Origin of the sequence: Shewanella marisflavi (assembly GCF_002215585.1) — a bacterium.
Lineage (GTDB): Bacteria > Pseudomonadota > Gammaproteobacteria > Enterobacterales > Shewanellaceae > Shewanella > Shewanella marisflavi.
On record NZ_CP022272.1, the window covers coordinates 2,627,661 to 2,653,701 of the forward strand.

General features: G+C 48.7%; 24 protein-coding genes. 15 read left to right on the plus strand and 9 right to left on the minus strand.

Annotated elements, in window-relative coordinates; genetic code table 11:
- Nucleotides 1–62: 62 nt before the first annotated feature.
- Nucleotides 63–554, minus strand: coding sequence for an outer membrane lipoprotein (locus CFF01_RS11495; RefSeq protein ID WP_232479428.1), 492 nt, complete (start codon nucleotides 552–554; stop codon nucleotides 63–65).
- A 52-nt stretch (nucleotides 555–606) separates the two neighbouring features.
- On the opposite strand from CFF01_RS11495, the gene aat reads away from it, so the two are divergent.
- The 3 genes from aat to infA all read left to right on the plus strand — a co-directional run bounded on the left by aat (nucleotide 607) and on the right by infA (nucleotide 2,360).
- Nucleotides 607–1,317 (plus strand): leucyl/phenylalanyl-tRNA--protein transferase, encoded by a 711-nt coding sequence (gene aat, locus CFF01_RS11500; RefSeq protein ID WP_088904881.1) that lies wholly within the window; start codon nucleotides 607–609, stop codon nucleotides 1,315–1,317.
- Nucleotides 1,307–2,011: an arginyltransferase gene (locus CFF01_RS11505; RefSeq protein ID WP_033539538.1), complete on the plus strand. Its 705-nt coding sequence runs from the start codon at nucleotides 1,307–1,309 to the stop codon at nucleotides 2,009–2,011. The genes aat and CFF01_RS11505 overlap by 11 nt, the downstream gene beginning before the upstream one ends.
- Before the next feature lie 130 nt (nucleotides 2,012–2,141).
- Nucleotides 2,142–2,360, plus strand: coding sequence for a translation initiation factor IF-1 (gene infA, locus CFF01_RS11510; RefSeq protein ID WP_011865366.1), 219 nt, complete (start codon nucleotides 2,142–2,144; stop codon nucleotides 2,358–2,360).
- Between the two features lie 144 nt (nucleotides 2,361–2,504).
- On the opposite strand, the gene clpA is transcribed toward infA, so the two are convergent.
- Nucleotides 2,505–4,763: an ATP-dependent Clp protease ATP-binding subunit ClpA gene (gene clpA / locus CFF01_RS11515; RefSeq protein ID WP_088904882.1), complete on the minus strand. Its 2,259-nt coding sequence runs from the start codon at nucleotides 4,761–4,763 to the stop codon at nucleotides 2,505–2,507.
- A 35-nt stretch (nucleotides 4,764–4,798) separates the two neighbouring features.
- On the minus strand, nucleotides 4,799–5,107 hold the full coding sequence (clpS, locus tag CFF01_RS11520) for an ATP-dependent Clp protease adapter ClpS (protein ID WP_011865364.1): 309 nt from the start codon (nucleotides 5,105–5,107) through the stop codon (nucleotides 4,799–4,801).
- Between the two features lie 245 nt (nucleotides 5,108–5,352).
- On the opposite strand from clpS, the gene cspD reads away from it, so the two are divergent.
- Nucleotides 5,353–5,559: a cold shock domain-containing protein CspD gene (gene cspD / locus CFF01_RS11525; protein ID WP_011865363.1), complete on the plus strand. Its 207-nt coding sequence runs from the start codon at nucleotides 5,353–5,355 to the stop codon at nucleotides 5,557–5,559.
- A gap of 90 nt (nucleotides 5,560–5,649) precedes the next feature.
- Here cspD and CFF01_RS11530 read toward each other — a convergent pair whose 3' ends face one another.
- The gene (locus CFF01_RS11530; protein WP_088904883.1) at nucleotides 5,650–7,869 is read right to left on the minus strand and encodes an NADP-dependent isocitrate dehydrogenase; all 2,220 of its coding nucleotides are present in this window, start codon (nucleotides 7,867–7,869) and stop codon (nucleotides 5,650–5,652) included.
- 283 nt (nucleotides 7,870–8,152) lie between these two features.
- Here CFF01_RS11530 and rluE point away from each other — a divergent pair, with 283 nt between their 5' ends.
- From rluE to CFF01_RS11560, 6 genes are all read left to right on the plus strand, one after another.
- Nucleotides 8,153–8,878, plus strand: coding sequence for a 23S rRNA pseudouridine(2457) synthase RluE (gene rluE, locus CFF01_RS11535; protein WP_232479429.1), 726 nt, complete (start codon nucleotides 8,153–8,155; stop codon nucleotides 8,876–8,878).
- Between the two features lie 11 nt (nucleotides 8,879–8,889).
- The gene (locus CFF01_RS11540; RefSeq protein ID WP_088904885.1) at nucleotides 8,890–9,363 is read left to right on the plus strand and encodes an NUDIX hydrolase; all 474 of its coding nucleotides are present in this window, start codon (nucleotides 8,890–8,892) and stop codon (nucleotides 9,361–9,363) included.
- Between the two features lie 141 nt (nucleotides 9,364–9,504).
- The gene (mnmA, locus tag CFF01_RS11545) at nucleotides 9,505–10,620 is read left to right on the plus strand and encodes a tRNA 2-thiouridine(34) synthase MnmA (protein ID WP_088904886.1); all 1,116 of its coding nucleotides are present in this window, start codon (nucleotides 9,505–9,507) and stop codon (nucleotides 10,618–10,620) included.
- Nucleotides 10,621–10,623: 3 nt separating this feature from the next.
- Nucleotides 10,624–11,241, plus strand: a complete 618-nt coding sequence (gene hflD / locus CFF01_RS11550; RefSeq protein WP_088904887.1) for a high frequency lysogenization protein HflD — start codon at nucleotides 10,624–10,626, stop codon at nucleotides 11,239–11,241.
- A 32-nt stretch (nucleotides 11,242–11,273) separates the two neighbouring features.
- Nucleotides 11,274–12,644, plus strand: a complete 1,371-nt coding sequence (purB, locus tag CFF01_RS11555) for an adenylosuccinate lyase (RefSeq protein WP_088904888.1) — start codon at nucleotides 11,274–11,276, stop codon at nucleotides 12,642–12,644.
- A gap of 122 nt (nucleotides 12,645–12,766) precedes the next feature.
- A complete protein-coding gene (locus tag CFF01_RS11560) occupies nucleotides 12,767–13,900 on the plus strand; it encodes a cupin domain-containing protein (RefSeq protein WP_088904889.1) in 1,134 nt (377 codons plus the stop codon).
- 117 nt (nucleotides 13,901–14,017) lie between these two features.
- Here CFF01_RS11560 and CFF01_RS11565 read toward each other — a convergent pair whose 3' ends face one another.
- Nucleotides 14,018–14,467 (minus strand): DUF4826 family protein, encoded by a 450-nt coding sequence (locus CFF01_RS11565; RefSeq protein WP_088904890.1) that lies wholly within the window; start codon nucleotides 14,465–14,467, stop codon nucleotides 14,018–14,020.
- 256 nt (nucleotides 14,468–14,723) lie between these two features.
- Between CFF01_RS11565 and CFF01_RS11570 the strand changes: the two genes are divergently transcribed.
- Entirely contained in the window at nucleotides 14,724–15,755 is a 1,032-nt protein-coding gene (locus tag CFF01_RS11570; protein ID WP_088904891.1) for a Glu/Leu/Phe/Val dehydrogenase dimerization domain-containing protein, read from the plus strand.
- Nucleotides 15,756–16,013: 258 nt separating this feature from the next.
- Complete coding sequence (locus tag CFF01_RS11575; protein WP_088904892.1) at nucleotides 16,014–16,358, plus strand: hypothetical protein; 345 nt, start codon at nucleotides 16,014–16,016, stop codon at nucleotides 16,356–16,358.
- Nucleotides 16,359–16,686: 328 nt separating this feature from the next.
- Here the strand turns inward: CFF01_RS11575 and CFF01_RS11580 are convergent, their stop codons facing one another.
- The 4 genes from CFF01_RS11580 to ppsA form a co-directional block, all read right to left on the minus strand.
- Complete coding sequence (locus tag CFF01_RS11580; protein WP_033540720.1) at nucleotides 16,687–17,103, minus strand: MarR family winged helix-turn-helix transcriptional regulator; 417 nt, start codon at nucleotides 17,101–17,103, stop codon at nucleotides 16,687–16,689.
- Nucleotides 17,104–17,226: 123 nt separating this feature from the next.
- Nucleotides 17,227–17,676, minus strand: a complete 450-nt coding sequence (locus CFF01_RS11585) for a DUF1285 domain-containing protein (protein ID WP_088904893.1) — start codon at nucleotides 17,674–17,676, stop codon at nucleotides 17,227–17,229.
- 10 nt (nucleotides 17,677–17,686) lie between these two features.
- Entirely contained in the window at nucleotides 17,687–20,731 is a 3,045-nt protein-coding gene (ydiJ, locus tag CFF01_RS11590; protein ID WP_088904894.1) for a D-2-hydroxyglutarate dehydrogenase YdiJ, read from the minus strand.
- A 108-nt stretch (nucleotides 20,732–20,839) separates the two neighbouring features.
- Nucleotides 20,840–23,209 carry a phosphoenolpyruvate synthase gene (gene ppsA, locus CFF01_RS11595; RefSeq protein WP_033540717.1) on the minus strand — a complete coding sequence of 790 codons (2,370 nt, stop codon included), beginning with the start codon at nucleotides 23,207–23,209 and terminating at the stop codon, nucleotides 20,840–20,842.
- A 126-nt stretch (nucleotides 23,210–23,335) separates the two neighbouring features.
- On the opposite strand from ppsA, the gene ppsR reads away from it, so the two are divergent.
- From ppsR to CFF01_RS11610, 3 genes are all read left to right on the plus strand, one after another.
- A complete protein-coding gene (ppsR, locus tag CFF01_RS11600; protein ID WP_033540716.1) occupies nucleotides 23,336–24,148 on the plus strand; it encodes a posphoenolpyruvate synthetase regulatory kinase/phosphorylase PpsR in 813 nt (270 codons plus the stop codon).
- A 165-nt stretch (nucleotides 24,149–24,313) separates the two neighbouring features.
- The gene (locus CFF01_RS11605; protein WP_088904895.1) at nucleotides 24,314–25,375 is read left to right on the plus strand and encodes a 3-deoxy-7-phosphoheptulonate synthase; all 1,062 of its coding nucleotides are present in this window, start codon (nucleotides 24,314–24,316) and stop codon (nucleotides 25,373–25,375) included.
- A gap of 150 nt (nucleotides 25,376–25,525) precedes the next feature.
- The gene (locus CFF01_RS11610) at nucleotides 25,526–25,951 is read left to right on the plus strand and encodes an acyl-CoA thioesterase (protein ID WP_088904896.1); all 426 of its coding nucleotides are present in this window, start codon (nucleotides 25,526–25,528) and stop codon (nucleotides 25,949–25,951) included.
- Nucleotides 25,952–26,041: the final 90 nt, after the last annotated feature.

Below are 26,041 nucleotides of genomic sequence, written 5' to 3' on the forward strand. Positions count from 1 at the left end.
CAGAAGAAAGGAGCCTAGCGGCTCCTTTTTTATTTGTACTATTGCTCAACAAATAATGCCAGCTACATGGCCAGATCGACCCGCACCCGGCCTTGCAGGTACACCACTCGAACTTCATCATCGACATTAAAAATCATACCTGGGTCATAATCTTGGATAACCATCACCTCTTGGCCATCTTCATAGCGGATCATCAACTCCACGAGTTTGAGTTGCTGATAATAATCGTCGCCCGCTCTGTGGCCTATACCGCCACCTATTAAGGCACCTAATACGGTCGCCACATCCTTACCGCTACCACCACCAAACTGGTGACCTATGACGCCGCCTATGAGCGCGCCGCCAAATGTACGCCACCCCTGATTACGATCTTCAACCAATTGAGTTTGTGTAATATTGCGCACCGAGGTTACATAGCCATATTCGACCTTCTCAACTGGCACAGCTTGATTCCGCTCATAGGCTGCATTCACACCAGCACACAGACCCAAACTTGCCGCTAAGATAAAAACTGACCAAATAAGGCGAAAGTGAAGCGCTGCAGGTTTCAACATAAGAGGTTTTCCGCTAACTTATAAAGAGGCCGATAACTAATTTTACTCAATTGTGAACTCACTGTCCTATTTAAATCATGAACTGGCAAAGTTCCCCTCACCGGAGTTTGCCTTAACCGATCCAAACGGACTCTTGGCCATCGGTGGCGATCTTCACCCCAAGCGACTACTCAACGCCTATTATGAGGGGATTTTTCCTTGGTTTAACGAAAACGACCCCATACTTTGGTGGTCGCCAGACCCGCGTGCCGTATTCGTACCGGGTGCACTCAAGGTTAGTCGTAGCCTCAAGCGTCACATCAAACGAAGCAAGTGGCATTTCAGCGTTAACCGCGCTTTTAATCAGGTAATTGAAAACTGCGCCCTTACTCGCCAAGGCAAGGAAGGCACCTGGATCACAGCTGAAATTCAAACTGCCTATAAAGCCCTTCATCAGCAGCACAAGGCGCATTCGGTGGAGGTATGGGATGATAATAAGCTCATCGGCGGCCTCTATGGGGTCGCCATTGGCCAGGTATTTTGTGGCGAGTCCATGTTTCACCTGCAAAGCAATGCCTCCAAGGCCGCCATGGCGATGTTGCATCAACATCTGCTCGCACACAAGTACCGCCTAATCGATGCCCAGGTCATGAATCCTCATCTGGCGTCACTGGGCGCAAAAGCGCTTAAGCGTAACGATTTCATCAACTTGTTGAAGCGTTTTCGCGATGTTGAAGTCGCCAGCGATGCCTGGCATCCCCAAGAGGTGCAGCTTGAGCTCTAGATCGGATACCATTCAAGTGGGCATGACCCACACTTTCGACTGCAGTTACCTGCCCAACAAACAAGAACAACTGTTGGTACTGCAAGAAGAATCGCTCGACTTAACCTTGTTTGAAAAGTTACTCGCCTTAGGGTTTAGACGCAGTGGCGAAACCATATACAAGCCTCATTGTCCCCACTGCCAGGCTTGTCTGCCAATAAGGATCCCCGTAGGCGCTTTTCAGCCCTCACGTCGGCAGAAGCGCACCCTAAAGCAAAATCAGGATATCAGCTGGTCTCTGGTTGATGCCTGCAGCGACGAGCACTATGCATTGTACGAGACATACATCAAGGCGCGTCATCATGACGGTCCCATGTACCCGCCATCGAGAGAACAATACGATCATTTCGTGCAGTGCAGTTGGCATCCCCCCCAATTGCTGGAACTCAGGCTTCAAGGCAAACTCATCGGCGTTGCGGTGACCGATATACTGCCTAACAGCCTATCTGCCATCTATAGCTTTTTTGCGCCTGAATTGGATAAACGCTCTCTGGGATCCTTTATGATCCTACTGCAGTGCCAGCTTGCAAAACAGATGAATAAAGCACATGTTTATCTGGGTTATCAGATCCATGAGTCGCGTAAGATGAATTACAAGACCGCCTATCACCCCTATGAGATCTTAACCACAAACGGTTGGCAACGAAGCGAATAAAGCGAAGAAATCAGAAAAAAGAAAGCAAACAGATATTTGCCCAGATAACGAACACCTCTTTACAGCAGCGCCAATTTGCGGCATGATACGCCCGTTTTTAATATTTGAAGGCTAACAGGATAACTGATTAATGGCGAAAGAAGACAACATTGAGATGCAAGGCACTATTCTTGAAACCTTGCCAAATACAATGTTTCGAGTAGAGCTAGAGAATGGTCACGTAGTAATCGCCCATATCTCAGGCAAAATGCGTAAAAACTACATCCGTATTCTGACGGGTGATAAGGTCACTGTACAGCTGACCCCTTATGATTTGAGCAAAGGGCGCATCGTCTTCCGTTCACGCTAAAGTTAGCTAACGAAATAAAAACCGGCAGAGCCGGTTTTTTTTGTTCCTGCACGGATAGTTCCTGACCAGAGAACAGGCGGCGTTATCCTTTGTGATAAGCCCATAACAAATCATAAAAAAGGCTGCAATTGCAGCCTTTTTTCTTTATGTCTGTGTCAGCTTTTCCGGTCGCTCGACCTTAATGCTCAGCTTATCACCGTCAACATCAACATAGGCCGTACCGCCCTTCTCAAGTTGGCCAAAGAGGATCTCATCGGCAAGCGGACGTTTAATCATCTCGGTGACCACGCGCGCCATTGGCCGCGCGCCCATCGCCTTATCATAGCCCTTCTCGGCCAGCAAGGTTCTGGCTTCATCGCTCACCTCAAGCACCACAGATTTCTCATCAAGCTGCGCCTGTAACTCGACCAGGAACTTATCAACCACCTTGGCAATCACTGTCATATCCAGATGATTGAACCAGATGATCTCATCTAAGCGGTTTCTAAATTCAGGCGAAAAGACTCGATTAATCTCAGACAAGGCGTCCTGACTATGATCTTGCTGCTTAAAGCCAATCGATTTACGCACCGTCTCCTGCACACCGGCGTTAGTGGTCATCACTAAGGTCACGTGCCTAAAGTCCGCCTTACGGCCATTGTTGTCCGTCAAGGTGCCGTGATCCATCACCTGAAGCAACAGGTTATAGACATCAGGATGCGCTTTTTCAATCTCATCGAGCAATACCACACAGTGAGGATTCTTTATCACTGCATCGGTCAACAAACCACCCTGATCGTAACCAACATAGCCTGGTGGTGCACCGATAAGGCGAGACACGGTATGACTCTCCATGTACTCAGACATATCAAAACGCACCAGCTTGAGGCTAAGACAGGACGCCAGTTGGCTGGTTACCTCGGTTTTACCTACACCGGTTGGCCCGGCAAACAAAAAGCTCCCCACAGGCTTGTGAGCGCCGCTCAGGCCACTGCGCGACAGACGTATCGCCGAGCTAAGTGCTTCAATGGCCTTATCTTGACCAAATACCACCATCTTGAGATTACGCTCAAGATTTTTCAGCATATCCTTGTCGTTTGCCGAAACCGTCTTCTCAGGGATCCGCGCCATCTTGGCGATAATCGACTCGATCTCCGCCTGGCCTATGGTCTTCTTACGCTTGCTAGCAGGTTGCATCGCCATACGAGCCCCTGCCTCATCGATAACGTCTATCGCCTTATCGGGCAAGTGTCTGTCATTGATATGCTTATCCGATAGCTTAGACGCAACCGAGAGTGCTGCCAGGGTATAGCGCACACCATGGTGCTCTTCATACTTGCTCTTGAGGCCTTGTAGGATCTTGGTGGTTTCTGCCACCGAAGGCTCATTAATATCGACTTTCTGGAAGCGTCTTGCAAGGGCTCGATCTTTCTCAAAGATACTCTGGTATTCCTGGAAAGTGGTTGAGCCCATGCAACGCAGGTGACCGCTAGACAGAAGCGGTTTTAATAAGTTAGACGCATCCATCACACCGCCTGACGCGGCGCCGGCACCAATGATGGTGTGGATCTCGTCGATAAACAAAATTGCATGTTCGTCTTGCGCCAGCTCCTTAAGTAGGCTCTTGAAACGTTTCTCAAAATCCCCGCGGTATTTGGTGCCCGCCAGCAGTGCACCAAGATCTAAAGAGTAGACGGTGGCATCAGCCATCACCTCGGGCACTTCATCGTTAACGATGCGATAGGCTAAACCTTCAGCGATTGCCGTCTTACCCACGCCCGCTTCACCCACCAATAGCGGGTTATTCTTACGACGGCGACATAAGATCTGAATCGAGCGCTCAATTTCATCGGCGCGGCCAATCAGAGGATCGATATTGCCCTTGCGTGCCTCTTCGTTGAGATTCGCAGTAAATTGCGACAGCTTACTGCGCTCTTCCGGTTCGCTATTATCTTCAATCTGCTCAGGCTCTTGGGCATTGTCCAGTTCATCGCGCGCAACACCGTGCGAGATGTAGTTCACCACATCAAGACGGGTGATCTCACCGTTGCGTAACAGGTACACCGCCTGGGATTCCTGCTCGCTAAAAATAGCCACTAAGACATTGGCGCCGGTGACTTCATTGCGACCAGAAGACTGCACATGAAAAACCGCGCGCTGCAGAACACGCTGAAAACCTAAGGTGGGTTGGGTTTCTCTATCATCATTTGGGTCGCTGATAATAGGAGTGGTTTGTTCGATGAAACTCGACACATCTTCTCTTAGTTTGTCGAGATTCGCACCGCAGGCCAATAACGCCTCTTGGGCCGCTGGATTGTCGATTAACGCCAATAGCAGATGCTCTACGGTCATGTATTCGTGCCGCGCGTCTCTGGCTTGCTGAAACGCCAGATTCAAGGTGACCTCTAAATCTTTATTTAACATAAGCACCCCCTAAAATAATCACAAAACTTCGATCTTCAGGCTTTCTCTAATGAACACAGTAACGGATGTTGGTTTTGTCTTGCAAACTGATTTACTTGTGCGACCTTAGTTTCTGCAATGCCAAAAGGGAAAACGCCGCAAATTCCCTTACCCTGATGATGTATCGCCAACATGATATCTGTGGCTTCTTGTTCGTTTTTATTAAAAAAGAGTTGTAACACCTCGATGACAAAGTCCATCGGGGTATAGTCATCATTATTTAAGATCACTTTGTACATAGAAGGCGGCATAAGCTCTGTTTCCGCGCGCTCTTCAATGTGCTCAATATTACCTACTTTACCCATATTTCAATATTAGCCTCTAGTTTTGGCTTCTTCCAAATGTTACTACCTACCCAGGATAAACCTATCACTCATCCGACCATTAAAACCATTTCCCGGTATTCCCGCGCCAATTGTTGCCTTTTTGTTAAATTAATCTTGACATCCGCTTTTACTGGTTTCATTCTGTTCATCGAGCGGTGAATTTACCCCGCCTCATTAAGTTTTACTATCTTACTGGTCAGTAAACAACAGAAGGAAGTGGAAGTATGGCAAACGGAACTGTGAAATGGTTCAACAACGCCAAAGGATTCGGGTTTATCTGCCCTGAAGCTGGTGGTGAAGACGTTTTCGCACACTATTCTACCATTGAAATGGAAGGCTATCGAACTCTAAAAGCAGGCCAATCAGTCCAATTCGAGGTGGAACAGGGGCCTAAAGGGATGCACGCGTCAGCGATATCGCCCACTAAATAGTGGGTTTAAAAAAACAAAAAAGGCAGGGTTATCCCTGCCTTTTTTATTTATTGTGAAAAAGGCGCACAAGGCGCCTTTTTCAACCAGCTATTAGCTTAACAGCTGATTAAGTGTTGCACTTGGACGCATCGCCGCTGTTGCCTTAGCAGCATCCAGGCGATAGTAACCACCCAAGTCAACTGCCGGACCCTGTGCACCGTTTAACTCTGCAACTATCTTAGCTTCGTTATTGACAAAGGCTTCCGCTAATGGCGCAAACTTAGCCTTAAGCTCAGCATCACTGTCCTGCGCTGCTAATGCCTGAGCCCAGTACATGGCCAGATAGAAATGGCTACCACGGTTATCCAGCTCACCCACACGACGTGAAGGCGAACGATTCTCGTCGAGGAACTTACCAATGGCATTATCCAATGCATCGGCCAATACCTGGGCCTTAGGATTATCATAGTTTTGGCTCAAGTGCTCGAGTGACGCGCCAAGGGCCAAAAACTCACCGAGAGAATCCCAGCGCAGGTGACCTTCTTTCTCCACCTGTTGAACGTGCTTAGGCGCACTACCACCAGCACCTGTCTCAAACAATCCACCACCACTCATCAATGGTACGATTGAGAGCATCTTAGCACTGGTACCCAGCTCAAGAATTGGGAAAAGGTCCGTTAAGTAGTCACGCAATACGTTACCCGTCACCGAAATGGTATCCAGGCCTTGTTTGATTCGCTCCAGTGAGAAACGAGTGGCTTCAACCGGCGCCATGATATGGATCTCTAGACCATCGGTATCATGCTCAGGCAGATACGTGTTCACTTTGGCAATCAGTTGGGCATCGTGGGCACGGTTCTCATCAAGCCAGAAGACGGCAGGCGTTGACGACAGACGCGCGCGGTTTACCGCCAGCTTAACCCAGTCACGGATAGGCGCGTCTTTCACCTGGCACATTCTCCAGATATCACCCGCTTCCACATCGTGAGACATGAGTAGATTGCCGGCAGCATCGATAACCTTCACCACACCGTCTGCAGCCATTTCAAAGGTCTTGTCATGGCTACCATACTCTTCGGCTTTCTGTGCCATCAGGCCAACATTGGGTACGCTACCCATGGTAGTTGGATCGAAAGCGCCATGCTCTTTACAGAACTGGATGGTTTCTTGGTACACACCGGCGTAGCAACGATCTGGGATCAACGCCTTGGTATCTTTCAGCTTGCCATCTGGTCCCCACATCTGACCTGATGAGCGAATAGCCGCAGGCATAGAAGCATCGATAATCACATCGCTTGGCACGTGTAGGTTGGTGATACCGCGGTCAGAATCAACCATGGCCAACGCAGGACGCTCGGCGTAGATAGCGGCGATATCCGCTTCGATTTCGGCCTGCTTTTCCGCTGGTAGGCTAGCGATCTTGGCATAGACGTCACCGAAACCATTATTAACATCGACACCTAGCTCTTCAAACAGCTGGCCATGCTTGTCAAATAGTGACTTGTAATAAACCTTCACCGCGTGACCAAATAAAATAGGATCTGACACCTTCATCATGGTGGCCTTCAGGTGCAGTGATAACAGCACATCTTCAGCTTTTGCAGCCTCAATTTCGCGCTCCATATAAGCCACTAGCGCCTTCTTGCTCATGGTTGAGGCGTCAATCACTTCGCCAGCCAGCAGCTCAAGGCCAGATTTTAGCGTCTTGCTGCTGCCATCTTTACCTTCAAACAGAATATCGACACTGGTTGGCGCATTGACAGTAACAGATTGCTCACTGCCGTAAAAATCACCTGCATCCATATGGGCAACGTGTGACTTAGAATCACGGCTCCAAGCTCCCATTGAGTGTGGGTTCTTTTTGGCGTAGTTCTTTACCGAAGTTGGCGCGCGACGATCTGAGTTACCTTCACGCAATACTGGGTTTACGGCACTGCCCTTAATCTTGTCATAACGCGCCTTGATATCGGCTTCTGCATCATTTTGGGGCTCATCAGGATAGTTAGGCAGCGCGTAACCTTTTTCCTGCAGCTCTTTGATACAAGCTTTTAATTGAGGGATAGAGGCACTGATGTTAGGCAGTTTGATGATATTGGCTTCTGGCTTAGTGGCCAATTCACCCAATTCAGCGAGGGCATCTGAGATCTGCTGTTCTGGGCTTAAAAATTCAGGAAAATTAGCAATAACACGGCCAGAGAGTGAAATATCACGAGTCTCAACACCGACGCCTGCGGCGGCAGTAAAGTGCTTGATGATTGGCAGTAAAGATAGGGTCGCGAGTGCCGGAGCTTCATCAGTCTCCGTATAGATGATCGTTGGATTGTCGTTCATTTTATTTCCTACGTTTTTATAAAATAAATTGTTTATGAATCAAATCACTATGATGTAATTATTATAATTTTACGATGGCGAATGCGAGGCATGAAAAGGATAAACTGTAAGGGTGAACGCCCAAGGGACATGCCCTGACACTTAAACCGATTTAATGCAAAACAAAGCGCGGTTAACATCTCAAATTCTGTTCACGTTTTGCTATCGATCACATTTAATTGGCCGACATCATAAATCATTCACGCCAATATTCAAATTCCACTAATGGCGAATGCACAGTACAATGTCAGCATTAGCATACACTACCCCAGAAGTTTGCCACTTGAGTCAGACCAAACCCACAAAATCTAAAATCACTCGTCGCAGCCAAGGCCCAAAAACCTCGAGCGCCGTCAATCCCAAAGGCAAACCTCGCTTGCATAAGCCGGGGAAATTTACCTCGAAAAAGCCCAAGCCGCGTCCGGAAAATCCCATCATAGTGCTGTTCAACAAGCCATTCGATGTCTTGTGTCAGTTTACCGATGATCAAGGGCGTAAGACCCTCAAAGACTTCATCCCCATAGAAGGGGTTTACGCCGCCGGGCGTCTGGATCGCGACAGCGAAGGCCTGCTGCTACTCACCAACGACGGCGTGCTGCAATCTCGTATTACCGAACCGAAAAAGAAAACCTATAAGACCTACTGGGTGCAGGTCGAGGGCATTCCAACCGACGAGGCCATCGAAGCACTCAGAAATGGCGTGAATCTAAAAGATGGCCCAACGCTGCCGGCAAATGTCACTCGTATGCCTCAACCTGACATCTGGCCGCGCACGCCGCCGGTAAGAGAACGCCAGCAGATCCCCACAAGCTGGTTATCTATTGAGATCTGTGAAGGACGCAACCGCCAGGTCAGACGAATGACGGCCCATGTCGGTTACCCTACCCTCAGATTAATTCGTTATAAAATAGGTCAGTGGTGCCTAGATGAGATTAAAAACGGCGAGTATAGAGTCTTACCCCAATCCTAACGAGGTCATAGATGGAGCGCTATAAACCCAATGTCACGGTAGCCTGTGTGATCGCCTGCGAAGATAAATACCTAATGGTAGAGGAGCTTATCGATGGCAAGCTCACCTATAATCAGCCCGCAGGTCATCTGGAAGCCCATGAAAGTTTAACCCAAGCCTGCGCGCGCGAGGTGCTGGAAGAGACAGGACTTGCCATCAAACCACAATCACTCATCAAGATTTATCAGTTTCAAGCCAATGAAGATTTGGCCTTTCTTCGCTTCACCTATGCTTGCACCCTTGATGAGTTACTCACACCAGCGCCCCAAGACAATGCCATCTGCCGCGCCCTGTGGATGACCCTCGATGAGATAGAGCAACGCAAACTACAGCTCAGAAGCCCTCTGGTATTGCAATGCATACACGACTATCGCCAGGGAAAACTCTTTTCGACTGACGTGGTCAATAGCCAGTTTCTCCTGTTAGCCCAAAGCCACAATGCATGATAGAATATGCCCCCGCATATTACGGCGACACATTTTCCAGATAGCAGGTCAAATTGGGATCTGCCCGACTTAGGCGAAAGCCACTTTAGACAGCTGGACAAAACGCCGTAGCTACACATATTTAATTGGTTTTTAGGATTTATGGCATCAATCGAACCCAATCCAAACGGTAAAAAAGTGATCGTCGGCATGTCCGGCGGTGTTGATTCATCTGTTTCCGCCTATCTTCTCATACAGCAGGGCTATCAAGTCGAAGGCCTGTTCATGAAGAACTGGGAAGAGGACGATACCGATGAGTATTGTGCCGCGGCAGAAGATCTTAAAGACGCTCAAGCCGTTTGTGACAAGCTCGGCATCAAGCTGCACACGGTCAACTTTGCCGCTGAATACTGGGATAACGTGTTCGAATACTTCCTTGCCGAATACAAGGCCGGTCGTACCCCTAACCCAGACATCATGTGTAACAAAGAGATTAAATTCAAAGCATTTCTTGAGTTTGCCGACGATATCTTAGACGCCGACTACATTGCCATGGGGCATTACGTGCGCCGCAGCGATGCTTCGGGCCAGAGTCAGATGCTGCGTGGCGTCGATGGCAACAAAGACCAGAGCTATTTCCTCTACACCTTGAGCCACGAGCAGATCGCTCGCTCACTGTTTCCCGTTGGTGAGCTGGAAAAAAGCGAAGTGCGTGACATCGCCAAGAAGATGGGTTTAGTTACCCATGATAAGAAAGACAGCACGGGCATCTGCTTTATTGGCGAACGTAAGTTTACCGATTTTCTAAGTACCTTCTTACCAGCACAGCCTGGCAAGATAGAAACCGCCGAAGGTGAAGTGATTGGCGAGCATCAGGGCTTGATGTATCACACCCTGGGCCAACGCAAAGGTCTGGGCATTGGCGGAATGAAAAACAGCAATGACGATCCTTGGTATGTAGTAGATAAAGATCTCGAACGTAACGTATTAGTCGTCGGCCAAGGCGGTCAGCACCCTCGCCTCATGTCAGTGGGTTTCTATGCCGATCAACTGCACTGGGTCGACAGAAAGGGGCCGGCCGATGGCGCAGCGATCACAGTTAAGACGCGTTATCGCCAGCAAGACGTTGCCTGTACCCTTACCTATGAAGGGGAAGATCGCATCAAAGTGATCTTCGACGAGCCGGTAGCGGCCGTGACCCCAGGCCAGTCAGCCGTGTTTTATGACGGTGAAGTCTGCCTTGGCGGCGGTATCATAGACACCCTGATAAGAGAGTAAACCGTGAGTGAGCCGATTTTCGACAGAACCATGGCCTTTGCCGGTATTCTTCAGGCAATTGGCCAAGTACAGAAGGTCGCCAGACATGGCCAGGCTGACGATGAGATGCTTGGCGCTTGTCTAAACACCATTATGGTGACCAATCCCGATAACACTGCCGATGTATACAGCGACAAGGCTGCATTGAATCGTGGCTACCAACTGGTGTTGAATCAGTTGGGCGATGACAAGCAGAAAGATGTTGAGATCACCCGTTACCTCATCGGCATTTTGGCGCTAGAGCGCAAGCTATCCCGCAGTGCGAACGCCATGGGCATGCTGGCCGAAAGGATCAATCAGGTACACAGACAGCTGCACCATTTTGCGATTACCGATGATCAGGTAGTCGCCAACTTTGCCGGCATCTACAGCGACATTATCAGTACCTTAGGTCCCAAAATACAGATATCGGGCAATCCCGAGTTTCTGAAACAACCTCTGGTACAACAAAAGATACGTGCCCTGCTACTGGCTGCCATGCGCAGTGCAGTGTTGTGGCGCCAACTTGGAGGCAAGCGCAGACACCTTGTCTTCTCGAGAAAAACAATAGTTGATACAGCTAAGAAAAGCCTCACCCTATAAATAATAAGCTAAGTTCATTAAAGGAGCTTCTAATGGAACTTTCCGCACTAACTGCTATCTCTCCGGTAGACGGTCGTTATGGTAGTAAAACCGCCTCATTGCGAGGGATTTTCAGCGAGTACGGCCTGACCAAATACCGTGTTCAAGTCGAAATAAACTGGCTAAAGCTGCTATCCAGCTGCCCAGAAATTGAAGAAGTTCCTCCTTTTAGCGAAGCCGCGCTGGCTTTGCTCGATCAGATCAAAGACAACTTCAGCGAAGCAGATGCAATGCGCGTCAAGGCCATCGAAGCCACCACCAACCACGATGTGAAGGCGGTCGAGTACTTTATCAAAGAGAAGATCGCGGATAATAGTGAGCTGGTTGCTATCGATGAGTTCGTGCACTTTGCCTGTACCTCTGAAGATATCAATAACCTGTCTCACGGTCTGATGCTTAGCGAAGCTCGCGAGCAGGTGCTGGTGCCTTACTGTCAGCAGATTGTAGACAGTGTTAAGAAGCTAGCGACCGAGTATCGCTCTGTGCCACTGATGTCTCGTACCCACGGCCAGCCAGCCTCTCCTTCTACCTTAGGTAAAGAGATGGCCAACGTAGCCGTGCGTCTTGAGCGTCAGCTTAAGCAGATCCAAGCGGTTAAGATCATGGGTAAGATCAACGGCGCCGTAGGAAACTACAACGCTCACCTGTCAGCCTACCCTGAAGTTGACTGGCACACCCTGTCTGAACGTTTCGTGACCAGCCTGGGACTCAACTGGAATCCTTACACCACACAGATCGAGCCACACGATTATATCGCTGAGCTGTTCGATGCCGTTGCGCGATTCAATACCGTATTGATCGATTTTGACCGTGACATCTGGGGTTATATCGCCCTGGGTCATTTCAAGCAGAAAACCGTTGCTGGTGAAATTGGTTCATCGACCATGCCGCACAAGGTTAACCCAATTGACTTTGAAAACTCAGAAGGCAACCTGGGTATCGCAAATGCTCTGATGCAACACTTGGCGGCAAAACTGCCAGTGTCTCGTTGGCAGCGCGACCTGACCGACTCTACAGTGCTACGTAACTTAGGTGTGGGCATGGCTCACGCGTTAATTGCCTACCAGGCGACCCTTAAAGGGATCAGCAAGCTGGAGGTGAACGAGGTTCACCTGCGTGAAGAGCTGGACCAAAACTGGGAAGTACTGGCTGAGCCAGTTCAAACCGTTATGCGTCGTTACGGCATCGAGAAACCATACGAGAAGCTTAAAGAGCTGACCCGTGGTAAGCGTATCGATGGCGAGCAACTGGCACAGTTCATCGACAAGCTGGAACTGCCAGCTGAAGTCAAAACTGAACTCAAGAAGATGACGCCGGCAAACTATATCGGCCGCGCCGAAGCCTTTGTAGATGATCTAAAGTAATCATCCCATAGGGTTAACATAAAGGCGGTAGGCAAATGCTTACCGCCTTTATTATTTTCAGAATATGATCTTTTGGGCTTATACTGCCCCCATTTCCCCACCACAGCTTGGCGAATCACTCTATGTACAGCCTCAATTTCGATACACAAGATTTTTTAACCCATCACTGGCAAAAGCAGCCTCTGGTGATCAAGGGCGCCTTTAAATCTTTTCATGATCCTATCGCCGCCGATGAGCTGGCAGGACTCGCCTGTGAAGAGGAAGTCGCCTCGCGTATCGTGCTGACCCAGCAGGATAACTGGCAAATCATTCAGGGGCCTATCGAAGACTATGCCCCTTTTGGCGAAAATAACTGGCAGCTCCTGGTGCAGGCCGTCAACCATTGGTACCCAGATGCGGAGCCTTTGGTAGACGCCTTCCGCTTCATCCCCGACTGGCGCTTCGATGATCTTATGGTCTCTTACGCCACACCGGGCGGCGGCGTAGGCCCCCATATCGACAACTATGATGTCTTCTTGCTGCAAGGCGAAGGCAAAAGGCGCTGGAAAGTCGGTCCCAAAGGCCATTATGCCCCACGTGGAGGCGATACCCACACCGCGCTTATTGATGACTTCGAACCAATAATCGATGTAGTGCTCGAAGCCGGTGACATGCTTTATATTCCGCCAGGCTTTCCCCACCGAGGCGAGACCATAGAGACGGCACTGAGTTACTCAATAGGCTTTCGCGCACCTAGCCAACAAGAACTCTTTAGCAGTATTGCCGATCATTTAATCGACACCAATAGCGGCAATAAGCGCTTTACCTCTAATCAGGAACCTACAAGCCCTGGCCTATTGAGCATTGAGCAGCAAGAAGGCATGTTAGCCTTGGTCTCTGAGATCTTGTCTCAGCCAGAACACTATCAAACGTTACTGGGTCAGACCCTAAGTCAGAACCGCTTCGAGCTGGATCTTTGTAAGCAAGGGGACAATTACGCCCAGGTAGAGCTAATGGAAGCCCTGGAAGATGGCGCCAGCTTACAGCGCATCGGCGGACTTAAAGTGATTCGTCTCGAAGGCGATAAACACGCCAGACTCTTTATCAATGGTGAGATCTACACCTTTAGTGAAGACGATGAGTTAGATGAAGAACTCCTGCTGCTAGCCAATCAGTTTAGCTTCGAAGGCGAACAGGCAATGAACCTCTGTCAGCAGCAAGCAATTGGGCAATATTTTGTTTGGCTGCTCAATTCGGGATACGCCTACCTCGCCTAAGGATATGGCTCATATTGAGCGCAAGTCCGAACGAAAAACACAAAAAAGCCGCCTCTGATGGGCGGCTTTTTTGTTGCTATAAAGGCGCTTGTTAAAAGCTGTAGCTGTTTAAAACGCTTAGCCTTCTTTCCACAATTTTTCGTCGTTGTGGATCTGATACAAGCTCTCGGCACGCGACACGAGTAGCTGAGCAAACTGAGCCTGAGTCTTATCTTTTACGGCACCTGATTTAACCAGATTTTCCGCTTTAAGCTGCCACATCATAGAGAAATGACGGATCGCATCGCGAGCCGTGGCGGCAACCTTAACGTCCACATAGTCTGAAGGCAGGTCGCCAGACATGACCCAGAAGGTTTGTGGTTTTGGCTGCTTTGACTCCATTTTCCACACGGCAAGAAATGGCGCAAGGTAACGGCTCTCTTCGGCAATCACTTTACTCGGGATAACCCCTTTCTCCGCCAGAAAGCGGTTAGCCTTCTGAAAATGCTCTTTAACCCATTGTTGTGTCATTGCTTCTTGCTCTTCTGGGGTGAGCGGTTTGCTGTTCTCGACTGCTTGTTCCGTCATACTGCTTCCTATTGTTATAGTTATGTTGTGAAGGGCGAATTAAGCTTGGCAAGCTGCATTTCTGGGGAAAACCCACAGACAACTTTACGTTAACGTAAAGTGGAAAGCAAAATTGCCACACCGATCACAATAAATACCAATCTTTGCTTTGTTGAGAGTATCGCTAAATGCTATCGTTCTGCAATAAATATAACAAGCCGTCGACAGAGCCAATTTGGCGTTCGGCGTTTTAATTCCCAAGCGGAGAACTCATAAAGTGGCAGTATTTAATCATATCTCATTTGATGACCACGAACAGGTCGTATTTTGTCATGATAAGGAAAGTGGTTTACGTGCAATCATAGCCATTCACAACACCAACCTGGGCCCAGCTGTAGGTGGTTGCAGAATGTGGAACTATGAGTCTGACGACGAGGCGTTGACCGATGTATTGCGTCTGTCTCGCGGCATGACCTACAAGAATGCCCTTGCAGGTCTATCTATGGGTGGCGGTAAATCAGTGATCATTGCCGACCCTAAAGTAGAAAACCGTGAAGCCCTATTCCGTGCCTTCGGCCGTTGTATTCATACCTTGGGCGGCAAATACTACTCAGCCGAGGATGTGGGAGTATCTACCAGCGACATCATGATCGCTCACCAAGAAACCCCTTATATGGCAGGTCTAGAAGGCCAAAGCGGCGATCCATCACCATATACTGCACTGGGTACTTATCTGGGCATTAAAGCCGCCGTTAAGCACCAGCGTGGCTTGGATAGCCTTAAAGGCCTTAAAATCGCCATTCAGGGCGTTGGTCACGTAGGTTACTACCTATGCCGTCACCTGCATGAAGAAGGTGCCGAGTTGATCGTGACTGATATTCACCAGTCATCACTGGACAAAGTGGCTTCCGAGTTTGGCGCGACTGTTGTTGCTCCTCAAGATATCTATCACCAAGACGTTGATATTTATGCGCCATGTGCCTTGGGCGCCACCATCAATGACACGACGATTCCACTACTGAAAGCCAAGATTGTGGCAGGTTGTGCCAACAACCAGCTTGCTGAGCTACGCCATGGTGAGAAGCTCAAAGAACTGGGTATCCTGTATGCCCCAGATTACGTGATCAACGCTGGCGGTATCATCAACGTCTCGTTCGAAAAAGATTATGACCCGCAGAAATCCACCGCTAAGGTTGAAGAGATCTACAACACGCTACTAAAGATCTTCGAACTTTCTGATGCGCAAAACCGCACGACAGCAGACGTTGCCGATGAACTGGCACGCGCCATCATCAATGGCAAGAAGTGATCTAATCGCCTAGTTTTGCCATTAGCGCTAACACCTAAAACCACCGATATTCGGTGGTTTTTTTGTCTTCAAACTTTTATGCTCCATTTGGATACCAAATATTTCATCCAATTTACCGAATGAAACTCCTGAAAAATAATTTTCCTTTTACCGCCAAAGGGATAATTTTCAGACATAGATTTTTCACAAAAGCGTACTGGAAATTGTCATATTCCTCTGCTTGACTTAGAGGCTCATCATCTTCGCTAGGATTGCATTATGATTAGTTTCAAGTACAACTTTAATCAGGATTTGGTGGAGTTACAGGCCAGTAATTGGATAGGCCTAGAGCAGGTATTTGTTAATGGTAAGCGGGTCTCTCGCAAGCTAAACTTCGGTCCAAAGAGCGAACATCAAGTTAAGCTTCATGATGGTAAACCTTGTAAGTTTCAACTATTTATCGATCCCAACAGTGACCAGATGATCTGCCGCATCTACAAGCATAACCGCTTGATTGCCAGTATCAAACAGGGCAAAGAAAACCTGATGCAGAGCAGACTAATGTTACAATCTGTCATCATACTCACGGCGATTTCAGGCCTGGGAATGCTCTTGGTGGTCTAGCCCCTTCCTATTTATTTAACACACCAAGCTCAGTCGACTGAACAACACAAAAGGAATTTATCACCCGCAGACATAGCAATAGACAATGACCTCTGTGACGGTGAGATTCTGATAATTTGGGCCGCTCTCTGTCCGAAGAGCTGTCAATGTCGTAGCCTCACATCCATGGACGAGCATGCTCAGCCAGCGACTCATGCACTGATGAGCTCTAGGGCCTAGCTAAGGGATTAAAACAAGCCACACGAGTGCCAAGCTCGAGCGTTGCAGTTAACAGAGCTTTAGGGATATTCATCTTGATGACATAAAATCAGATTTACATTCAGCCTGTTTAAGACAAGCCATTAATCTTATTGAGTAGATAGATAAACTGCTGCGATTCGAATTCGGATAGATTACCAAGGAACTGCTCATTAACGCGCTCCGCCTCGCAGATCAGATCCTGTTCAAGCGCCTTAGCGCTATCGGTTAGAAAAATCTTAAAGGCGCGACGATTATCCGCTTCCTGGTGACGCGTAATATAACCCTGCACCTGAAGCTGATCCAATAGGCGAGTCATAGTGTAGTTCGCAACATCACAGCGCTTAGAAAGTTCTGTCTGGGTGATCCCCTCCTCTTGCCATAGGGCAAACAGTACGGGCCAGAGTTTAATGTCTAGTTCATAGCGCTTTAGCCTCTCATCCAAGGCCTTTTGAAGTTCGATATTCAGATGAGATACCAAGTATCCCAAGCTTTCATAATGTTTCAATCAGCACCTCCAGAAACAGCGGGCATACATTAATACTAACATCTGGTTCTAAAGAAACTAGGGCTAGGAGACGGGTAATTCGTAACGAAAAACCATTTGCCTTATCTAAGAAAGGCTTAGCTGTTATCCCAAGTCTTCATCTTCATGCAGCAGGTATTGTGCGATAAAGCGGTAATAACAAGCTCTTCCAAGTTTAGCCGATAATCCGCTCGCTAAGCCGACAGATATTGTCTCCTCGCCCACCACAAAGGCCTGATAACCCGTGATAGACAACTGGCTACCTATGGAAGTCATCAAGCTGAAACTACCGTCATCATTAGATTCATAATCATTGATAACAAAAGGATAATCAGCAACATCCACCAGCACTTTCTCTGCCGGGGTAACCAGAAGATAATCCTCACCTTGGCGACGCAAGATGGTGGCAAATAGACGGCAAAACTTATCAGGCAGGGGCTCTTGACGATAAAACCAGCGCCCTTGCCCATCGATATGAAATAGTGGCCTCTCATCACACAGGGGCGCTCCCTGTGTGATCTGCTTTAATTGCGCTACAGGCTCAAGCTCAGTCACAATATCTGCCTCAGTTATTGTCGATAAGACTCAACAGGGCCTGTACCGGATGTTTAGGCTTAAAGCCTCCGAAGCGTTTGACCTGGCTGCGACATGAATAACCTGAGATCAGTATCTCTTCCTGTGGCAGTGACTTAATGGCTTCATCCCAAGACATTTGATAGAGAGCCTTAGAGCGTTTAAGGTTATCATTCTCATGGCCATAGGTGCCCGCCATACCGCAGCAGCCAAGACTGAGAGTCTTTAACTCGGCACCAAATCCTTCGAAGATCGCCTGCCACTCTTTGGCGGTATTAGGCTTAGCCGTCGACTCTGTGCAGTGACTAAACCAAGTAAAACGCTTGCCGCAGCTTGTTGCTGGTTTACGGGTTTTCATCACCTTAAGCAACCACTCATTGGCCAGCAGCACGTTAAAGTCGCCGCGATTTTCTGCCAAGATCTCTTTATATTCATCACGATAGCAGAGCACCATAGCTGGGTCCACGCCCACCATTGGCATGCCTAGGGCATGCACCTGATTAAGGAAGTCGGCACTTGACTGAGCCGTCTTGGCAAACTTATCTAAGAATCCCTTAATATGGATTGGCTTACCGTTGGGCTTAAAGGGAAGTAGCACTGGCTTATAACCCAGCTTTTCGATCAGCTTGATAAAGTGATAAACCGTGTCGGCCTCGTAGAAGCTATTGAAGGGATCTTGTACCACCAGCACATATTGCTCACGCTCAGCGGCCGGGATCTGCTGCAATGCATTCAGATCGTAGCCGCGGCAAGCATGATTCTCCAAACGCTGCTTGAGTGTTGGTACCGAGAGGGCTGGTGCATCGACATAGCCGATAGATTGCTTAATGACCCACTGACTCAGCTTGTTTTGTGAGGCAAAGTTGGTAATTTGAGGCACCTTAGCCATCAATGGCAGACTCTCTTCAATCCCCGCCACCAGATAATCTTTCACCGGGCGCAAATAACGCTGGTAGTAGATGTTAAAGAACTGCGCCCTGAACTTAGGCACATCCACCTTTACGGGACATTGCGAGGTGCATGCCTTACAGGCCAGGCATCCCTTCAACGACTCCATTACCTCATGAGAGTAATCATACTCACGCTCTTTCTTTAGGGTGTTCTGCGTGCGCTGCAGCCAGCCAAGAGGCTTGGCTTTTGCTAAGGCATCGACATCAACGCCTTCGGCTTCCAATAAACGCAGCCATTCACGCATTAGACCCGCACGGCCCTTGGGCGATTGCACCCTGTCCCCGGTCACTTTAAACGAGGGACACATAGGCGAATAGACACTGTAATTAAAGCAGAGACCATTACCGTTACAGTTCATCACATCGGGGAAAGCTTCACGGGTTTGGACCGGAATTTGACGGTCAAAGGCGCCGCGCTTAGTGCTATCCACATTATAGAGTAATGGTCCTGTGCCCTTAGGCGCTACCAGCTTGCCAGGGTTCAGCTTATTGTGAGGGTCGAAATACCCTTTTACTTCCTCCAGCAAGCCAAATAGCGTCTCACCAAAGACCGCTGGGCCATACTCTCCGCGCACCCCTTTGCCATGCTCGCCCCACATCAGGCCGCCATATTTAAGGGTCAATGCTGCCACCTGATCCGATACCGTCTTGAGCAGTCGTTCATCTTGGGGATCGCACATGTCCAGCGCCGGACGCACGTGTAGCACGCCCGCATCCACGTGGCCAAACATGCCATATTGCAACTGGTGACTGTCCAGTAGCGCTCTGAATTCCATGATAAAGTCGGCAAGCTTCTCTGGTGGCACAGCTGTGTCTTCGGCAAAAGCGATCGGCTTGCGACTCCCTTTGGTGGCGCCAAGCAATCCCACGGCCTTCTTACGCATGGCGTAGATGGTGTTAATACTCGCCCTATCGGCAGTTACCTGATATCCCAGTAAACCCGCCTGCTTTGCTTCAAGCTGACTGTCGAGCATGGCTTGTAACTGCTTAACCTTCTCTTCGACTTCCTCTTGCTCGCCGGCAAACTCCACCATATTCAGGCCATCAATAGAGGCGCCAGGCACCTCCTCAATAAGTGATGCAACCGAATGCCAGATGATGTCCTGTTTGGCAAGATTAAGTACCTTAGAGTCCACGGTTTCTACTACAGTGGCCTCGGCCTTCACCAGATCGGGGGCATGACGCAGCGCCGATTGAAAAGAGTCATACTTGATGTTTACCATCATGCGAGTCTTGGGCAGTGGCGTGATATCAAGTTTCGCCTCAGTGATCACCGCTAGCGTGCCTTCGGAACCCGTTAGAATGCGTGACAGGTTGAACTCATCTTGTGAGGCGTTCCAGACATTTTTCAGGTCATAACCGGTCAAGAAACGGTTAAGCTTGGGAAAACGCCTCTCCACCTCGTCTCTATGTTCACGTGTCATACGGGCGATATCCCGCTGCAGCGTCTCGCCCAAACTAGGAGATTCGAGCGCATCGAGCGTTTCGAGCGCTTGCAGATCCAGCGGCTTAGTTTCCAGCACACTACCATCATGCAGCACGCTGGTGAGCTCAAGCACATGATCAGAAGTCTTGCCATACACAAGTGAACCGGCGCCCGAGGCATCGGTATTGATCATGCCGCCCATGGTCGCGCGGTTAGAGGTCGACAGATCCGGACTAAAGAAAAAGCCATGAGGTCGCAAAGCATCATTTAGTGCGTCTTTGACCACACCAGCTTGCACCCGCACCCAACGCTCTTTCTCATTTATCTCAAGCACCTGAGTAAAATAACGTGATAAGTCCAAAATCAAACCATGAGTCAAGGCCTGACCGTTGGTACCAGTTCCGCCACCTCGGGCACTGAAAACTACCTTATTAAATTCAGGCTTAGCCGCCAGGCTCATGATCAAGCTGACATCGGCCTGAGTCTTAGGATATAGCACCGCCTGGGGCAGAAACTGGTATACAGAGTTATCCGTCGCCTGGGCTAAACGGGCACTGTAGCGCTTATCGATATCGCCGCAATAATGACTCTTGGCAAGAGCATCAAGAAACGCCAGATAAACAGGCTCAAGGGTCTGCTGATGGGATAACTTTGGGAGCATGATGACTTCTTTATTAAGGTAATTATTAAAATAATGTTGCCATTATAAACAAAAAAAAGCCGCTAAAAAGCGGCTTTCGTCAATTAGATTACTCTATTTAAAGAATAATTAAGCGTGTGCTTCACCTAGGTATAACCAGGTATCGATAACCGTATCAGGGTTTAGCGATACTGTGTCGATACCCTGCTCCACCAACCAAGCTGCAAAATCAGCATGGTCTGAAGGACCTTGACCACAGATGCCCACGTACGCGCCTTTGGCTTTAGCGGCTTTAATAGCCATCGCCAAGAGGGCCTTAACGGCTTCGTTACGCTCATCGAACAGGTGGCTGATGATCCCTGAGTCACGGTCAAGACCTAGCGTCAGCTGAGTCAAGTCATTTGAACCGATAGAGAAACCATCAAAAATCTCGAGGAACTGGTCGGCTAGTAGCGCGTTAGAAGGCAGCTCACACATCATGATGACGCGCAGACCATCTTTACCACGCTCAAGGCCTTGCTCTTTCAGCAACTCGATAACCTGACGACCTTCTTCCAGCGTACGAACGAATGGGATCATGATCTCTACATTCTTCAGACCCATCTCGTTACGAACACGCTTGATGGCTTCACACTCTAGGGCGAAGCAGTCACGGAACGATTCAGAGATATAACGGCTAGCACCACGGAAGCCCAGCATTGGGTTCTCTTCCTCTGGCTCGTAACGGTCACCACCTACTAAGTTAGCGTACTCGTTAGACTTGAAGTCTGACATACGTACAATCACTTTCTTCGGATGGAAAGCCGATGCTATAGTCGCAATACCTTCAACCAGACGCGCGATATAGTATTCAACAGGAGACTCGTAGCCAGCAATCATCTCGTGGATCTCTTGCTGCAGCTCGGCGCTTTGGTCGTTGAACTCAAGCAGTGCCTTAGGGTGAATACCGATCATACGGTTGATAATGAACTCAAGACGGGCCAGACCCACACCTTCGTTAGGTAGACGGGCAAAGTCAAAGGCGCGGTCAGGGTTACCCACGTTCATCATGATCTTCATTGGTAGTTCAGGCATAGCATCTACGCGAGACGACACGACATCGTACTCTTGAATGCCTTCGAAGATGTAACCTGTATCACCTTCGGCGCAAGAAACAGTAACCGGCTGGCCATGCTTGATCTTATCAGTGATATCACCACAACCCACTACCGCTGGTACACCTAATTCACGGGCGATAATCGCAGCGTGACAAGTACGGCCACCACGGTTTGTGACGATAGCGCTAGCACGCTTCATGATTGGTTCCCAATCTGGGTCTGTCATGTCAGTAACCAGAACGTCGCCTTCTTGGATCTGATCCATATCTTCGATAGAAGCCAGAACCTTAGCGGTACCGTTACCAATCTTGTGGCCAATCGCGCGGCCTTCACCAATCACTTCACTCTTGGTCTTCAGGTGGAAACGTTCAATCAGCTGCACGTCTTCACGTGAACGAACAGTTTCAGGACGCGCCTGTACTATGTAAAGCTTGCCATCGTTACCATCTTTTGCCCACTCGATGTCCATTGGACGACCATAGTGTTTCTCGATGATCATGGCTTGCTTAGCCAGCTCCATCACTTCTTCGTCGCTAATTGAGAATTGACGACGCATGTCGGCAGGCACATCTTCAATCTTCACCTGCTTACCATGGCTCAGGTCATCAGAGTAAACCATCTGAATCAACTTGCTACCAATGTTACGACGAACTACAGACATGTGACCTGCAGTTAAGCTTGGCTTGTGAACATAGAACTCATCAGGGTTTACGGCACCTTGTACAACCATCTCACCCAGACCAAATGAAGAGGTCACGAAGACCACATCGTTATTACCGGACTCAGTATCCATGGTGAACATCACCCCTGAAGCCGCGGTGTCAGAGCGAACCATACGCTGTACGCCAGCAGAAAGGGCAACACCTTTGTGGTCGTAACCTTGGTGCACACGGTATGAGATAGCTCGGTCGTTAAACAGTGAAGCAAATACATGCTTGATGGCAACCAGCACAGCTTCGAAGCCTTTCACGTTTAGGAAAGTTTCTTGCTGACCGGCAAATGATGCATCGGGCATATCTTCGGCAGTCGCTGAAGAGCGAACAGCGAAAGATGCATCGCTAGTTTCTGAGGCAAGCTTGTCGTACGACTCACGTACAACCTGCTCAAATTCGCTATGGAATGGGGTATCGATAACCCACTGTCGGATCTGTGCACCTGCGGTAGCGAGTGCATTCACGTCATCGACGTCTAGAGCTTCTAGCGTCTCGTATATCTTCTGGTTAAGTCCGCTTTGTTCAAGAAATTCATTGAACGCAAAAGATGTGGTCGCAAAGCCACCAGGCACTTGAACACCTGCATTAGCTAGATTGCTGATCATCTCCCCAAGAGAGGCATTCTTACCGCCTACCTTGTTGACGTCACCCATGCCTAATTCTTGATACCAGAGTACATATTGCTGCACAGTTCTATCTCCGCAAGTTTATTTCAGTGTGGCCCCTTCACACGAGGGCAGCGGCATTTTACACTCCACAGCAAGACGCGTAAATCTATAATTTTATTTGTAATTTTATTACTACAAGAGGTCAAAATGTCACGTAAAGTCTTTTATATCTCAGATGGGACGGCGATCACAGCCGAGGTTTTTGGCCATGCAGTATTGTCTCAATTTCCAGTTGTGTTTGAAGCACTTACTATTCCATTCGTTGAGACCACTCAGAGAGCCGAAGCGGTAAAAGCACAAATAAATGATTGTTTTATTACAACAGGCGAACGACCACTTGTGTTCCATTCTATCGTTAAAGCTGAGATTAGAGACATCATCTATAGCAGCGAGTGTATAGATTATGACTTTTTGAACACCTTCGTGGCGCCACTGGAAGATCAATTGGGCGTTAAGGCTGTTCCGGTGACGAATAGAACCCATGGTAAGGCAAATCATAGTTATGAAGCGCGAATCGACGCTATCAATTACGCCATGGAAAACGATGATGGTCAGACCCTAAAACATATCGACAAGGCAGACATAGTATTGCTGGGCGTATCCCGTTGCGGCAAAACCCCCAGCAGCCTCTATCTGTCAATGCAGTTTGGCATCAAGGCTGCCAACTATCCTTTTATTGAAGACGACATGGATAACCTTAAACTGCCCGAGGTGTTGAAAAAGAATAAACACAAGTTGTTCGGCCTGACTATCGATCCCGTTCGACTACATGAGATCCGCCAAAGCCGCATGGAAAACAGCCGCTACTCTTCACTGAGACAGTGTCGCATCGAGGTAAAAGAGGTTGAAATGATGTACAAGCGCGAGCGTATTCCCTTTGTCAATACCACTAACCACTCGGTTGAAGAGATCGCCACCAAGATTCTGGATATGACAGGACTCGAGCGTCATATGTTCTAAAACGTCATCTATATAAGTCTTAGAATCCTTGTAAATCGCAAGCTAACTGCACAGATGTAAAGAAATACCGGAAATTTTCATCTGTTTACCCCTGTGCAGCTAGCAACTATTGGTTATAATCCGAGGCAATCAGGCGAAAGCCAAGACAAACGCTCGGTATATTGAATGACCATTAAAACAGACGAACTACGCACCACATTACTATGTAAGGCCATTTCACCTGCTAAACTCGCATCTGAATACCCGCTTACTCAAGACGCTGCCGATTACCTGGTTCAACAAAGACGTGAAGTTGAAGCCATATTGACCGGAGAAGACAAACGACTTCTGGTGATCATCGGCCCCTGCTCTATTCATGACACTCAGGCCGCTATCGAATACGCCAAGCGTCTTGCCGTGTTACACAGAGAACTAAAAGACTCACTGTGCATCCTGATGCGCGTCTATTTCGAGAAACCACGTACAACAGTGGGCTGGAAGGGACTGATATCAGACCCTGATCTCGATGGTAGCTTTAATGCGAACAAAGGACTAAGGCTAGCTCGTCATCTGCTACAAGAGATCACCGAGCTAAAACTGCCAATCGCGACCGAGTTTCTCGATATGGTCAACGGACAATATATTGCCGATCTCATTACCTGGGGCGCAGTTGGTGCTCGCACCACCGAAAGTCAGATCCACCGCGAGATGGCCTCAGCGCTCTCTTGTCCGGTTGGCTTTAAAAATGGTACAGATGGCAATATCAATATCGCCATCGATGCTGTGCGCGCCGCCAAGGAACCACATATCTTTTACTCGCCAGATAAAGATGGCGCCATGGCCGTTTACCGCACCAGCGGCAACCCCTATGGCCACATCATACTGCGTGGGGGCAAACAGCCTAACTATCATGAAGCCGATATTCAGGCTGCCGCTCAAAAGCTGAAGGATGTTGGATTGTCTCATCGCATGGTAGTTGACTTCAGCCATGGCAATAGCCAGAAGGAACACAAACGCCAGCTAGAAGTCGCCAAATCGATTATGGCGCAGCTTGAGCAGGGCTCCACTGCTATTGCAGGCATCATGGCCGAAAGTTTTATCGAAGAAGGCAATCAAAAGGTGGTGGCGGGTGAACCACTGGTTTACGGCAAGAGCATCACTGACGCCTGCCTGAACTGGGATGATTCTGAGCGCTTACTGCGAGATCTCGCTAAAGCATCTCAAGCGCGTATGGCCAAGCTTGGCTAACGACAGCGCGCTGGGTAAAAAGGCTTCCGCTAGGAAGCCTTTTTTATTTGAGCAAAACAAAGTTTGCACCACAAGATACAGCGCTGTCATTTAACTGGGATTGAAAGTATAATCCGCCAGTTTTTTTATGCATAACCTTAAGGTTGCCGTATGCCCCTAACCCACACAGACACTCACTTTAGTGAAGAAATTCTTGCGCGCATCGAACAGTCAGAAGCGCGGGTGATAAAAGCGATTTTCCCCTCGATCACCAACCACCACAATACCCTCTTTGGTGGCGAAGCCCTGGCATGGATGGATGAAACTGCCTTTATCGCTGCCACACGCTTTTGCCGTAAAACCTTGGTCACCGTCAGCTCCGACCGTATTGATTTCAATAAATCGATTCCGGCCGGCACTCTAGCAGAGATCATCGCCAAGGTGATCCATGTAGGTAACACCTCACTCAAGGTTGAGGTGAATATTTTTGTCGAAGATATGTATCACGATCATCGTGAGCATGCTATTCGCGGTGTATTTACCTTTGTGGCGATAGATGAAGATCGTAAGCCCACTCAGGTCTGGACAAAAAACTAATCTCTCCTTAAGGCGAGTGTTCACTCGCCTTACGTCTCCTATCCAAACACTTAAATAAGCACAAACATCTGGGCCGATGCCGATAGCTTT

Bases quoted from the DNA above. Each gene is read 5' to 3' on its own strand.
- CFF01_RS11495 (WP_232479428.1), bottom strand. From the start codon at position 554: ATGTTGAAACCTGCAGCGCTTCACTTTCGCCTTATTTGGTCAGTTTTT.
- infA (WP_011865366.1), top strand. From the start codon at position 2,142: ATGGCGAAAGAAGACAACATTGAGATGCAAGGCACTATTCTTGAAACC.
- clpA (WP_088904882.1), bottom strand. From the start codon at position 4,763: ATGTTAAATAAAGATTTAGAGGTCACCTTGAATCTGGCGTTTCAGCAA.
- clpS (WP_011865364.1), bottom strand. From the start codon at position 5,107: ATGGGTAAAGTAGGTAATATTGAGCACATTGAAGAGCGCGCGGAAACA.
- cspD (WP_011865363.1), top strand. From the start codon at position 5,353: ATGGCAAACGGAACTGTGAAATGGTTCAACAACGCCAAAGGATTCGGG.
- CFF01_RS11530 (WP_088904883.1), bottom strand. From the start codon at position 7,869: ATGAACGACAATCCAACGATCATCTATACGGAGACTGATGAAGCTCCG.
- rluE (WP_232479429.1), top strand. From the start codon at position 8,153: ATGTCAGCATTAGCATACACTACCCCAGAAGTTTGCCACTTGAGTCAG.
- CFF01_RS11540 (WP_088904885.1), top strand. From the start codon at position 8,890: ATGGAGCGCTATAAACCCAATGTCACGGTAGCCTGTGTGATCGCCTGC.
- mnmA (WP_088904886.1), top strand. From the start codon at position 9,505: ATGGCATCAATCGAACCCAATCCAAACGGTAAAAAAGTGATCGTCGGC.
- purB (WP_088904888.1), top strand. From the start codon at position 11,274: ATGGAACTTTCCGCACTAACTGCTATCTCTCCGGTAGACGGTCGTTAT.
- CFF01_RS11560 (WP_088904889.1), top strand. From the start codon at position 12,767: ATGTACAGCCTCAATTTCGATACACAAGATTTTTTAACCCATCACTGG.
- CFF01_RS11565 (WP_088904890.1), bottom strand. From the start codon at position 14,467: ATGACGGAACAAGCAGTCGAGAACAGCAAACCGCTCACCCCAGAAGAG.
- CFF01_RS11575 (WP_088904892.1), top strand. From the start codon at position 16,014: ATGATTAGTTTCAAGTACAACTTTAATCAGGATTTGGTGGAGTTACAG.
- ydiJ (WP_088904894.1), bottom strand. From the start codon at position 20,731: ATGCTCCCAAAGTTATCCCATCAGCAGACCCTTGAGCCTGTTTATCTG.
- ppsR (WP_033540716.1), top strand. From the start codon at position 23,336: ATGTCACGTAAAGTCTTTTATATCTCAGATGGGACGGCGATCACAGCC.
- CFF01_RS11605 (WP_088904895.1), top strand. From the start codon at position 24,314: ATGACCATTAAAACAGACGAACTACGCACCACATTACTATGTAAGGCC.
- CFF01_RS11610 (WP_088904896.1), top strand. From the start codon at position 25,526: ATGCCCCTAACCCACACAGACACTCACTTTAGTGAAGAAATTCTTGCG.